Raw genomic sequence first — 11,164 nt, forward strand, 5'->3', positions numbered from 1 at the left:
AGTGTTACGAACTAAATTTACCACGAATAACGACAGTTTTTTAAGACGCATTCATTGTGATGGACCGCTGCTCCTAGGTCTTTTTGTACTGATGTCTGTGGGGCTGGTGACAATATATTCTGCCGGTGGCCAAGATATTGATCTTATTCAGCGCCAAGTTACTCGACTAGGCCTCGCCTTAGCAGTCATGTTAGTTATTGCTCAAGTTCCCATTGCCGCCTTTCGTAAATTATCGCTGTATTTTTATCTCGTTGGCGTACTGATGTTAGTCGGTGTTCTTGTGTTTGGTGTAGTGGGTAAAGGGGCGCAACGTTGGCTTGATTTAGGTGTGTTTCGTTTTCAGCCTTCTGAAATCTTGAAACTCGCCGTACCGATGATGATTGCTTGGTACATTAGTCGTTTCAATCTACCACCTAAAATGATTCACGTTCTTGGTGGTTTTGTGCTGGTTGGCATACCCACCCTGCTGATTGCCAAACAGCCCGATTTGGGTACCGCTTTGTTGATTGCTAGCTCAGGTATTTTTGGCTTATTTTTGGCTGGCATGAGTTGGCGTTTCATTAGCGGCGTAGTGGTGTGCGCATCCGCGTTTACCCCCATCATGTGGATATTTCTGATGAAGGAATATCAAAAGCAACGGGTACTTACCTTCCTCAACCCCGAAACTGATCCGCTGGGCTCCGGCTATCATATCATTCAATCGCAAATTGCTATTGGCTCGGGTGGACTCGACGGCAAAGGGTGGTTACATGGCACGCAATCCCAATTAGAGTTTTTACCAGAACGTCATACCGATTTTATCTTTGCCGTTTTCAGTGAAGAGTTCGGTTTTTGGGGCGTGGTAGGCCTGTTGGTAATCTATGCATTTATTGTGGTGCGCGGGATGATTATCGCAGTAAACGCCCAAGATGCTTACAGCAAAATATTAGCCGGGAGTATCACGCTGACGTTTTTTGTTTATGTGTTCGTTAATATGGGCATGGTTTCGGGCATTTTACCTGTTGTTGGCGTCCCGCTCCCCCTAGTGAGTTATGGCGGCACGTCAATGGTGACTCTGCTGGCGGGTTTCGGCATATTGATGTCCATCAGTACCCAAAAACGTTTACTTTCTCGTTAATTTCAATGCCTTATCAAAGGAGCTTTAATGGTGTCGATGGTTCAAATATTAATTGAAAATTGCAATGTTCAGCGCTCCTCATGCACTCGGGTATTACGAAGCACCTATGCATTATTTAGTTTGCTGTTTATAGCAAGCTTTGTCAGTAATTGTGCAATAGCCTCAAGTCTAAGTGCGGACAAACAGGCTGCTTTTATTGAAAAAATGGTTAGCAAACATCAATTTAATGAACACTATCTCACCGAATTATTTAGCCAGGCGACGCCGAATCAAGCCATATTAGAGTCGATTGCAAAACCATGGGAGGCGAAGCCATGGTTTAAGTACTACCCCATATTTTTAACCGAAAAACGCCTTAATAAAGGGCTCGAATTTTGGCAGCAATACCAAACTGAACTGGCTGAAGTAGAAAAACAAACGGGCGTGCCTGCCCAAATTATTGTATCCATTATTGGCGTTGAAACGTTTTATGGCAGCTACTTAGGTAAATATACGGTTTTTGATGCTTTGCAAACGCTGGCGTTTAATTATCCACCTCGCTCCACGTTTTTTACCAGTGAATTGGAACATTTGTTTTTACTCGCCCGTGAAGAGCAATTCGATATCACCTCACTCATGGGCTCTTACGCAGGGGCCATGGGCTGGGGGCAATTTATTCCCTCAAGTTATAGAGCCTATGCCGTTGATTTTGATAAAGATGGTCAAAGAGATTTATTGAATAATCCTCTTGATGCCATCGCCAGTATTGCCAATTATTTCAAACGTCATGGCTGGCAAGCGGGAAAACCCATCGCGTATCCGGCAAGCGTAAAAGGAAGTCAATATAACTCCCTTTTAAGCACAAGCTTAAAATTAAAGCATACATGGCAGCAGGTACAAGATGCTGGGGTAGGATTAAGCACAGAATCAAGCCCAGAGTTCCCAGCGGATACCAGCGTAAAACTCATTGAATTTGAACTAGAGCAAGGTAAGGAGTACTGGCTTGTTTTTGGCAATTTTTATAGTATTACTCGTTATAATCATAGCCCGCTTTATGCCATGGTAGTGTATCAATTAAGTGAACAGCTATTAGCGGCAAAACAACCTAATACTAAGGACAACGCTGTTAATTAATATGCGATCGAGCTTCCGCCACTGTGTTTATTGTCTGATCTTAATTACTATGGTAATGGGGTGTGCGCAACAGCCAAGCCGTTATCAACTAAAGCATGACTCAGCGCCCCATGCATTGCCTGAAACGGTTCATATGCATGATGCTGAACCCAAATATGAACCCTACGCCCCAGCTAATCAACGTCCTTATACGATTCGTGGAGTGCATTATACGCCCCTACCAACTGGCAAGGGCTACAGTGCAGAAGGTTTGGCGTCGTGGTATGGGCAAAAATTCCATGGTCATTTAACCTCTAATGGTGAAATTTACGATATGTTTACCATGACCGCGGCCCATAAAACCTTGCCGCTGCCTTCTTTTGCTCGTGTTACTAATTTAGCTAATGGTAATCAAGCCGTCGTTAGAATAAATGATAGGGGCCCGTTTCACTCCGAAAGATTAATTGACCTTTCATATGCGGCTGCATTAAAGCTAGGCATGCTAAGCAACGGAGTCGCAAAAGTAAAACTAGACGTGATACATATTGATGAACTTGGCCACATGACTATTGGAAATAGTCCAACCATTGCCCCGATAGCGCCCCCCCTTACTACCTCGCCGGTAAAAAACACCACTAATTCACCTCAGATGGTCTATCTTCAAGTCGCCGCTTTACAAGACAAAAGCAAAATAGAGATGATAGGCAATGCATTAACCAACTTATATCAAATACCTTACCGGGTTCCTTTTGACGGTAGTATTTATCGTTTACAATTAGGGCCTTTAACCGATGAACGAGCCATCGAACATTTACTAAACGAACTTAAATCCAATGGCTACCCCGGCGCCTACAAAGTATACCAACCTTGATATAAGCCTAATAAAAATAAACTTTTAAGACATTATTTGGTCGTAATTTGTGGTTTGCAAATTCTTACAAATTGCCTGAATTTATTGTTCCATGAGCAGTTTTTTGAGTGCAAAAGTGCTATATTAGTGGCCGAATTTAAAGAGCTATAAACATACCTTAGCTCTCTGACTCTTAACTCAAATCATAAAACGGTTGATTAATGCGAAAACTCTATTCTTTCAGTGCTGTTATTTTCAGCAGTCTTAGCCTTGTATTTATTAGTAGCGCCTCATTGGCTGCAGTTGTCATTCCCCCTGCCCCATCGGTTGCGGCAAAAGGATTTATTCTGCTTGATTATCAAACAGGTAAGGTCATCGCAGAACAAAATGCCGATATTTTATTACCTCCTGCCAGTTTAACTAAAATGATGACCAGTTATGTTATCGGCAAAGAAATTGTTAATGGCAACATTCAAGAGAATGACATGGTCACTATTTCTGAGAATGCGTGGGCTAAGAACTTTCCAGATTCATCGGTTATGTTTATTGAAGTTGGCAAACAAATATCAGTGGGTGATCTTAACCGCGGCATTATCGTGCAATCTGGTAACGATGCCTGTGTTGCAATGGCAGAACACATTGCCGGTAGCGAAGATGCCTTTGCTAGCATGATGAATATGCATGCAGAAAAGCTGGGCATGTCTTCAACGCACTTTATTAACAGTCACGGTTTACATGATGCTGATCACTATACTACCCCCAGAGATATGGCGACCTTGGCTAAAGCACTGATTCGCGATGTACCAAATGAATACGCGATTTACAGTGAAAAAGAATTTACCTTCAATGGCATAAAACAATACAACCGTAACGGTTTGTTGTGGGATAAAAGCTTAAACGTTGATGGCATCAAAACGGGCCACACTTCTGATGCAGGTTACAGTTTGGTGACCTCAGCAACCCAAGATGGGATGCGTTTAATTTCTGTGGTAATGGGTACTGAAAGCGACCGAGCCCGTAAAGAAGAAAACAAAAAGCTACTTAAATACGGGTTTAGGTTTTTTGAAACTATTACCCCTTATAAAGCAGGCAGTAGCTTTGTAACGCAGCGTATATTTATGGGTGACAAGGAAACGGTCGATCTTGGTATTTTACAAGATACCCCCATTACCATTCCCCGCGGACAAAGTAAGAAGTTAGAAGCGAATTTTAAACTAGATAAAAATCTGCAAGCCCCTTTAGCCAAAGGCGAAGTTGTAGGTACCTTATATTTGCAAATAGAAGGCGAAGATATTGCTGAGTATCCATTGGTTACTTTGCAAGAAGTCAATGAAGGTGGATTTTTTGATCGCATGGTCGATTTCGTAAAATTGAAACTTGGGTTTGACAGTTAAACTTCTATTCAACTGAGATTGAGAGCGTAATGGATACTAATTTTGACAAACTGTTAGATTTTCCTTGTCAACAAACATTTAAAATCATGGGTGTGGCACACGAGCGTCTGCCTGATGATGTTGTTAGCTGTTTACAGGTGCATGCTCCGGGTGATTACACCCCAAAGGTCAAACCAAGCTCAAAAGGCAACTATCACTCTATTTCCTTAAGTGTGACAGTCGTCAGCAAAGAGCATATGGAAACCCTTTACGTCGAATTGGCCAAATTAGAATTAGTTCGAGTTGTTCTGTAACAAGCTAAAGAGTGAGTTATGTCACATCAGCACCATGTCATTATTAGGCAGCTTGGCCAACAGGCCTACTTGCCTATTTGGCAAGCCATGCAAGACTTTACCGATAAGCGCGATGAGCATACACCTGATGAATTATGGTTAGTCGAACACGAGCCAGTTTTTACTCAAGGTCAAGCGGGTAAAGAAGAGCATTTACTTGCGCCCGGCACCATTCCTGTGGTTAAAGTCGATCGTGGCGGTCAAGTCACTTACCATGGTCCTGGCCAACAAATGTTGTATGTACTGCTGAATTTAAAACGTAATAAACTCGGAGTAAGAACTTTAGTGACGGCGCTCGAAGAATGCATAGTCAATACCCTTAAAAAATATCAGATTGACGCTTATCCCAAAGCGGACGCCCCAGGTGTGTATGTTGAAGGTAAAAAAGTGTGCTCTATTGGCTTAAGAATACGTAAAGGGTGTTCGTTCCATGGTTTAGCATTGAACGTTAATATGGATCTAAGTCCGTTTTTACGTATTAATCCCTGTGGTTACGCAGGCTTAGAAATGGTAAATTGCGAACAACTTGGTGGCCCAGCGAATATCGATGAGGCAGGCATTAAAATAGTTAAATCATTATGTGAGTTAATTGGTATATCACCACAAGATTCATCCACATTAATTGAATACAGAGAAGGTTTTGATGAGTAAGGTGCAGGTACAAGGGCGTGTTCAAGCGGGTGTAAAACTGCGTGATGATGAGAAAGTAAAGCATATTCCCATTACCATTTTACCAACTGAAAAAACAGAAATGTTGCGTAAACCTAATTGGATTAAAATCAAATTACCCAGCAACACCAGTAATATTGATCACATCAAAAATACTCTACGCAAGAATAATTTACATTCAGTATGTGAAGAAGCAAGCTGCCCCAATTTGGCGGAATGTTTCAACCACGGTACGGCGACATTTATGATTTTAGGCGATATCTGCACCCGTCGTTGTCCCTTCTGTGACGTCGCTCACGGCAAACCGCTTCCCCCTAGCGCTGAGGAGCCAATTAAGCTTGCCAAAACCATCGCTGAAATGCGTTTAAAGTACGTGGTGATTACCTCTGTAGACCGTGATGACCTGCGTGATGGTGGCGCCCAACATTTTGTTGATTGTATTAATGCAATCCGCGAACATAGCCCGACTACTAAAATCGAAGTTTTGGTGCCTGATTTTCGTGGTCGAATGGACCGTGCCCTCGAAATTTTTAAGAACGGCGTACCCGATGTGTTCAACCACAACCTAGAAACCATTCCACGCCTCTATTTAGAATGCCGCCCTGGTGCAAACTACCAATGGTCGCTGGATCTATTGAAAAAGTTCAAAGCGCAACATCCCGGTATTCCAACCAAATCTGGCTTAATGATGGGTATGGGCGAGGATAAAGAAGAAATTGCTGAAGTATTGAAAGACCTGCGAGCCCATGACGTAGAAATGTTAACGCTTGGCCAATATTTACAACCGAGTAAACACCACTACCCACTGAAGCGCTATGTTCACCCAGATGAATTTGACGAGTTAGGTGAAATTGCCAAAGAAATTGGTTTCACCCATGCAGCCTGTGGTCCTATGGTACGCTCCAGTTATCATGCAGATAAACAAGCAGCTGGCGTTGAAGTTAAATAGATCGTCAAGCAAATTAAAAACAAAACTCGCCCTATGGCGAGTTTTTTGTTTGAATCAGAAAAAATGAGAGATACAGATGAAGTACGGCTATTTAGTTAGTTTAATATTGTTCGCCCCCCTACTGTTCGCGCAAGACGAGTGGCGAACTCCCGATCCAAACAATCTTGTTTATTTATATCTTGAAACCGGTACGGTTGTCATTGAGCTCGCTCCCACCATGGCGCCGCTCCACGTGAATCAATTCAAATCCTTAGTAGATGAAGGCTATTATGACGGCCTTGATTTCTATCGTGTTATTGATGGATTTGTGGCGCAAGCCGGTGACTTGATAAAGCAAAGAGCCAGCACCAACGATTCCCCGCTTAAAGCAGAATTTACTCGAAGTATACCTGCAAAAGACGATTTCATAGCCGTTCAGTCTCCTGATTTTATGGCCCCTGAGACTGGCTTTATTCAGGGTTTTGCAGCAGGAAGAGACCTTAAAACACAAGAAGAGTGGTTACTGCACTGTCCTGGTAATGTCGCAATGGCACGTAGCAATGAAAAAGACTCAGCCACCAGCGATTTTTATATTGTCATTGGTCAAGCTACCCGCCATTTAGACCGCAATATGAGCTCCTTTGCACGAGTCATTTACGGTATGCCGGCGATCCAAGCCTTGCAACGGGCCGATTTCAATAATGCTAGTGGCGTCATTGACGAGCCCATTAAGCGCAGTAAGATTATTCGTGCTAAATTAGCCAGTCAGCTCCCTCTTGCTCAGCAGCTTCAGCTCCAAGTGCAAGAGCCAACGTCAACAGCAGTACAACAAAGATTAGCAAAGGCAAAAACACTCGACAGTGAATTCTTTCATTTTAAGGGCAATGGCAATTTAGATCTGTGTTACTACCAATTAAAAACCCGTGTACAAGATAATTAAGCTAGTGTCTTCTACTATTTACCTGCAATATAAGACGCATATAGAACGGTGAAGAACATAGTATGAATCTAGAAAAAGCCCATAAACGCCTTAATAAGTTGCATAACCGTGGTGATCACGGTTATCCAATGATTGATATCCAATACTTTGGCGTCAGCTCAAAATGTGCAACAAAGGTAGTAATCAGTTTTACTCAAGAGGCAGGGGCTCAAAAGTTTGAGGAGTCTTTTACGGCTTTAAGCGATATTCGCCTTGATGAAGTAGTACAAACTACCCTACTGAAGATTATTGACAGAGCTGAAGCTAAAACAGTTGTCATTCAAGAACAAGTGCTCAGTGCGTAACAAAACGAGGGTGTTTTGTTACGCATAATACTGTTTAACGAGAATATTGTTGAGCTCGTTTTCCACGTAATTTCTTTTTCTTGGGTCCAGCTTCTTCAGTATTGCTGTTCTTCTTTTTCACCCTAGCTGGTTTAGCGGTGCTTTTTTCCGTCAATTGCTCAGTAGATTTAGCACGACGAGGTTTCCCTTTAGGGAGGGTGTCGGCTGATTTTTCAAAATCAATCAGGGTTTCACTCGCCCTGTTTGAGCGCCCAGATAAGACTTTACGAGAAATACTTTTTAGCAGCGAACCGCGGCTACTGACTTCAAAACCCGGTTTTACGATACGTTTAATATCCGTACCAATCAGTTTTTGAATACGTTCTAATGTTTGCTCTTCTTCGCGGCTAACAAATGAAATTGCATTACCGGCTGCTCCAGCTCGGCCTGTTCGACCAATTCGATGTACATAGTCTTCAGGTAGATACGGCAAGTTAAAGTTCACCACATAATCAAGGCCTTGAATATCAAGTCCTCGGGCAGCGACTTCAGTAGCAATCAATATTTGTAATTTTGCTGATTTAAAATCTGCAATGGCTCTGCGTCTCGAGCCTTGACTTTTATCACCGTGGCAAACGGCAGCTTCAATTTTGCTTTTTTTCAAACCAGCAAGTAATGCATCGGCTTGTTCTTTAGTACTAGTAAAAACTAAAACTTGAAACCAATTTTTTTCGGCTAGTAATTTTTCAAATAGCTCAATTTTGCGGCTTTCTTCGACGGGATAAATAGCATGCCTTACTGTATCAGCAGTGCTATTTACCTTGGTTACTCGAATTTGCTGATGGTCATGCAAAATTTTGTGTGATAACTCATTCACCGCCGGCGAAGTCGTCGCCGAAAACAAGAGGGTCTGTCGCTTTTCTGCAGTCAGCTGCATTAATTTAAGCACATCTGCAACAAAGCCCATATCTAACATGCGATCAGCTTCATCTAAAACAACAAATTCAACATTACCTAAGGCAACGTTACCCAAGGTAAGGTGCTCCATCAAACGACCAGGTGTGCTGATTACGATGTCGACGCCCGCTTTTAATTTATTGGCTTGGCCGCCCATCTTCACTCCACCATACAGTGCCGTCACACTCACAGTAATAAATTGGGCATAACTCGCAATAGCATCAGCCAATTGCTCTGCTAATTCACGGGTTGGAGTCAAAATTAAAGCACGAGGACGACCCGCAACGGTATCTTTTGGCCTATCCAACATTTGCTGCAAAATAGGAATAGAAAAGGCTGCGGTTTTGCCCGTGCCTGTTTGAGCTGTTACTTGTAAATCTTTACCCCGACGGGCCGGCACAATAGCCTGCATTTGCACGGGTGTCATATTGCTGTAGCCGCACTCATCAAGGGCGCGTTGTAGCTCCGGGGCTAAATCTAAAGATGAAAATTGCATAAGGTTCCTCTGTAGAATTGCTACAGTCAAAAAAACGAGGGCGGAATATACAGCATTTTAGCTATAAAGGTGAGGATTGATTGTGCTTTTGTGCAAATTTTATGCAGCAGCAACGCTATTCTGATTTTATTGCTTTATTAAGTCTGCATTACATATATTTCTAACTGCTACTACCAAGCCTGAAAGAACAAATTTACCTGTGTTTGGCGCCCAAGACGAAAAATGGATAGTTTAAACATTTACCCAATACAGCATCGACACTCTATGAACCAAAGAGAAATCACTAATGCTTAGTAGATAAACGCTTGTCCCAATTACCATTGTGACCAACGGCACACGCCTCTTCAGTGTCGAAAAACACGTTACGACGGACATCCTTGAGTAAAATACCCGCTTTTAACAATTGCTTTTGTACTAGTTTACGCAAATAGCCATCCTGCTTTTGTGCGCATGCTTGGCGTAACTGCTCTTGCGTAACAAAAACGCAGGTGACTGCCAAACTTTCAGGGAAGTTGCTAAAGTCAGCTCGATGAGTCAACCAAACAAAACCTTCGATGTGTCGTTTGGCCTCTTCACAGACCTTAGTGAGCGCCTTAACCACATTATCATCAAGCTTTTTGATAGTTGATTTCATCGAGCTCATATTACTTCCCGTAGGTGCACAAATAAGCGGTATCTCGTGTTACCTTTACTTGAAACTTAACATTAGCTTCAACGGTAAATACCTCATTATTACTAAAAGTTTGCCAATCAGAAGCACCAGGTAATAATACCGTTAATGCGCCGCTAACTACTGTCATGGTTTCAAACTGACTCGTGCCAAACTCATATTCACCCGGCGCCATTACACCTACGGTAGCCGGCAAGGTAGCCGTTTGAAAGGCCATCGATGTTACTTTTCCATCAAAATATTCGTTTACTTTAAACATTTTTTATTCCTATATAGAGAACGCTAATTTACTGTCTAATTTAACAGATTTACAATACTAACAAGGCAACTATTTAGCCTAAATTAGATGACAATTGACTAGTTACTAATTTTTAGTCTCATCTTTTTTCGGTTCACCATTTTCATCTTGTTGTTTTTTAGCTTCCTCTTTGCGTTGTACTATAGCTTCTATGGTTTGTTGAGCCTTGGGATCAGGTAGAAACATTTGGGTAAATATACCAAACGCTAGCGCTATACCTTTTCTTTCTCGGGCTAAAGTCACTAATTTTAAACACAGCCAAATAAAAATAAAAATAATTATCCAAGGCTTTAGCTCGGCATAAATCGCGATTAAATCACTCATAGTTACATTCTCAAATTTGCTTTATTAATGCAGGTATAAAATCCCTGCGGTAATCTTGGTTACTTAAGCAAAAATTGAATTGGGGAGGATATCTAAAGGCTCATACTGCTGATTGAATGGTTTTATGAGGCTTTGTCGCTTGATCTTATGCCACACTTGTTGTTGGTGTGACATGTAAACCTGAACACCATGTTGATAGTTTTTAAGCAGGGGAGGTGCAAAAGCGTCGCCTGCTAGACGGATAAAAAATGGTAGTAATATGACTGAGTCATTGTGGGTTTGATTATGAGTAACAGGATCGAGTGATCCTATTTGCTTGACTGAGGTACAAAGCTTTATTTTCTTGTAGTCCAATTGCATTGCTGCAAAACGCTCAACGGTAAGCGGCTGAGAATTGTTGACACTTTCTAAGCTTGGAGCGATTGAATCAGAATGGGGCACATTGGGCGATACGAGGAGCACGGAAAATACTAAACACAAGGCGCTTAAAAAAAGCATCGCCGAGGTTTTATTATTAATGTTCATCGTGTTTTATGCGCCATTGTTAAACACCTTATTTACTTTATGATGGTGACCTTATTCAGTAAACCAAGTTAAATTATTCGCATAGCAAGCTTAGAGAACATAATTATGATCATTCAACACCATCAGCAAGATATAAACACAGCCACTGGCACTATGCACATTAAGGTTTATCGTCCCGTGCAAGCTGGCACTTACAATGCCATTATTTTTTATTCTGAAATTTTTCAGCTAACCGCTCCTATTGCACGC

The 11,164-nt window shown here is 42.0% G+C and carries 14 protein-coding genes and 1 pseudogene; 10 read left to right on the forward strand and 5 right to left on the reverse strand.

From position 1 onward, the window contains the following. Position 1 precedes the first annotated feature (1 nt). The 9 genes from rodA (at position 2) to NWQ57_RS07375 (ending at position 7,666) form a co-directional block, all read left to right on the forward strand. The gene (rodA, locus tag NWQ57_RS07335; RefSeq protein ID WP_306021491.1) at positions 2 to 1,117 is read left to right on the forward strand and encodes a rod shape-determining protein RodA; all 1,116 of its coding nucleotides are present in this window, start codon (positions 2 to 4) and stop codon (positions 1,115 to 1,117) included. 27 nt (positions 1,118 to 1,144) lie between these two features. Then, positions 1,145 to 2,230 (forward strand): lytic murein transglycosylase B, encoded by a 1,086-nt coding sequence (mltB, locus tag NWQ57_RS07340; protein WP_306021492.1) that lies wholly within the window; start codon positions 1,145 to 1,147, stop codon positions 2,228 to 2,230. 49 nt (positions 2,231 to 2,279) lie between these two features. Continuing rightward, positions 2,280 to 3,080, forward strand: a complete 801-nt coding sequence (locus tag NWQ57_RS07345; protein WP_306021493.1) for a septal ring lytic transglycosylase RlpA family protein — start codon at positions 2,280 to 2,282, stop codon at positions 3,078 to 3,080. Between the two features lie 200 nt (positions 3,081 to 3,280). Further along, the gene (locus tag NWQ57_RS07350; protein WP_306021494.1) at positions 3,281 to 4,453 is read left to right on the forward strand and encodes a serine hydrolase; all 1,173 of its coding nucleotides are present in this window, start codon (positions 3,281 to 3,283) and stop codon (positions 4,451 to 4,453) included. A 29-nt stretch (positions 4,454 to 4,482) separates the two neighbouring features. Then, positions 4,483 to 4,746, forward strand: coding sequence for a DUF493 family protein YbeD (gene ybeD, locus NWQ57_RS07355; protein ID WP_306021495.1), 264 nt, complete (start codon positions 4,483 to 4,485; stop codon positions 4,744 to 4,746). 18 nt (positions 4,747 to 4,764) lie between these two features. Further along, positions 4,765 to 5,436: a lipoyl(octanoyl) transferase LipB gene (gene lipB / locus NWQ57_RS07360; RefSeq protein WP_306021496.1), complete on the forward strand. Its 672-nt coding sequence runs from the start codon at positions 4,765 to 4,767 to the stop codon at positions 5,434 to 5,436. Then, on the forward strand, positions 5,429 to 6,403 hold the full coding sequence (lipA, locus tag NWQ57_RS07365) for a lipoyl synthase (RefSeq protein WP_306021497.1): 975 nt from the start codon (positions 5,429 to 5,431) through the stop codon (positions 6,401 to 6,403). Before lipB ends, lipA begins: the two co-directional genes overlap by 8 nt. A gap of 76 nt (positions 6,404 to 6,479) precedes the next feature. Beyond that, a complete protein-coding gene (locus tag NWQ57_RS07370; protein WP_306021498.1) occupies positions 6,480 to 7,322 on the forward strand; it encodes a peptidylprolyl isomerase in 843 nt (280 codons plus the stop codon). Positions 7,323 to 7,384: 62 nt separating this feature from the next. Then, positions 7,385 to 7,666: a hypothetical protein gene (locus NWQ57_RS07375; protein WP_306021499.1), complete on the forward strand. Its 282-nt coding sequence runs from the start codon at positions 7,385 to 7,387 to the stop codon at positions 7,664 to 7,666. Positions 7,667 to 7,700: 34 nt separating this feature from the next. On the opposite strand, the gene NWQ57_RS07380 is transcribed toward NWQ57_RS07375, so the two are convergent. The 5 genes from NWQ57_RS07380 to NWQ57_RS07400 form a co-directional block, all read right to left on the reverse strand. Beyond that, positions 7,701 to 9,098, reverse strand: a complete 1,398-nt coding sequence (locus NWQ57_RS07380; RefSeq protein WP_306021500.1) for a DEAD/DEAH box helicase — start codon at positions 9,096 to 9,098, stop codon at positions 7,701 to 7,703. Positions 9,099 to 9,381: 283 nt separating this feature from the next. Further along, positions 9,382 to 9,741 carry a Fis family transcriptional regulator gene (locus NWQ57_RS07385; protein ID WP_306021501.1) on the reverse strand — a complete coding sequence of 120 codons (360 nt, stop codon included), beginning with the start codon at positions 9,739 to 9,741 and terminating at the stop codon, positions 9,382 to 9,384. Between the two features lies 1 nt (position 9,742). Next, positions 9,743 to 10,027, reverse strand: coding sequence for a pyrimidine/purine nucleoside phosphorylase (locus tag NWQ57_RS07390; protein WP_306021502.1), 285 nt, complete (start codon positions 10,025 to 10,027; stop codon positions 9,743 to 9,745). A 105-nt stretch (positions 10,028 to 10,132) separates the two neighbouring features. After that, on the reverse strand, positions 10,133 to 10,390 hold the full coding sequence (locus NWQ57_RS07395) for a hypothetical protein (protein ID WP_306021503.1): 258 nt from the start codon (positions 10,388 to 10,390) through the stop codon (positions 10,133 to 10,135). Between the two features lie 63 nt (positions 10,391 to 10,453). Continuing rightward, positions 10,454 to 10,915 (reverse strand): hypothetical protein, encoded by a 462-nt coding sequence (locus NWQ57_RS07400; RefSeq protein ID WP_306021504.1) that lies wholly within the window; start codon positions 10,913 to 10,915, stop codon positions 10,454 to 10,456. A gap of 105 nt (positions 10,916 to 11,020) precedes the next feature. Between NWQ57_RS07400 and NWQ57_RS07405 the strand changes: the two are divergent. After that, positions 11,021 to 11,164, forward strand: a pseudogene (locus NWQ57_RS07405) (dienelactone hydrolase family protein); the annotation flags it as partial.

This window comes from Paraglaciecola sp., assembly GCF_030730205.1.
GTDB lineage: Bacteria > Pseudomonadota > Gammaproteobacteria > Enterobacterales > Alteromonadaceae > Paraglaciecola.

Bases quoted from the DNA above. Each gene is read 5' to 3' on its own strand.
- mltB (WP_306021492.1), top strand. From the start codon at position 1,145: ATGGTGTCGATGGTTCAAATATTAATTGAAAATTGCAATGTTCAGCGC.
- NWQ57_RS07380 (WP_306021500.1), bottom strand. From the start codon at position 9,098: ATGCAATTTTCATCTTTAGATTTAGCCCCGGAGCTACAACGCGCCCTT.
- lipA (WP_306021497.1), top strand. From the start codon at position 5,429: ATGAGTAAGGTGCAGGTACAAGGGCGTGTTCAAGCGGGTGTAAAACTG.
- lipB (WP_306021496.1), top strand. From the start codon at position 4,765: ATGTCACATCAGCACCATGTCATTATTAGGCAGCTTGGCCAACAGGCC.
- NWQ57_RS07385 (WP_306021501.1), bottom strand. From the start codon at position 9,741: ATGAGCTCGATGAAATCAACTATCAAAAAGCTTGATGATAATGTGGTT.
- NWQ57_RS07370 (WP_306021498.1), top strand. From the start codon at position 6,480: ATGAAGTACGGCTATTTAGTTAGTTTAATATTGTTCGCCCCCCTACTG.
- NWQ57_RS07390 (WP_306021502.1), bottom strand. From the start codon at position 10,027: ATGTTTAAAGTAAACGAATATTTTGATGGAAAAGTAACATCGATGGCC.
- NWQ57_RS07375 (WP_306021499.1), top strand. From the start codon at position 7,385: ATGAATCTAGAAAAAGCCCATAAACGCCTTAATAAGTTGCATAACCGT.
- NWQ57_RS07350 (WP_306021494.1), top strand. From the start codon at position 3,281: ATGCGAAAACTCTATTCTTTCAGTGCTGTTATTTTCAGCAGTCTTAGC.
- ybeD (WP_306021495.1), top strand. From the start codon at position 4,483: ATGGATACTAATTTTGACAAACTGTTAGATTTTCCTTGTCAACAAACA.
- NWQ57_RS07395 (WP_306021503.1), bottom strand. From the start codon at position 10,390: ATGAGTGATTTAATCGCGATTTATGCCGAGCTAAAGCCTTGGATAATT.
- NWQ57_RS07345 (WP_306021493.1), top strand. From the start codon at position 2,280: ATGGTAATGGGGTGTGCGCAACAGCCAAGCCGTTATCAACTAAAGCAT.
- NWQ57_RS07400 (WP_306021504.1), bottom strand. From the start codon at position 10,915: ATGAACATTAATAATAAAACCTCGGCGATGCTTTTTTTAAGCGCCTTG.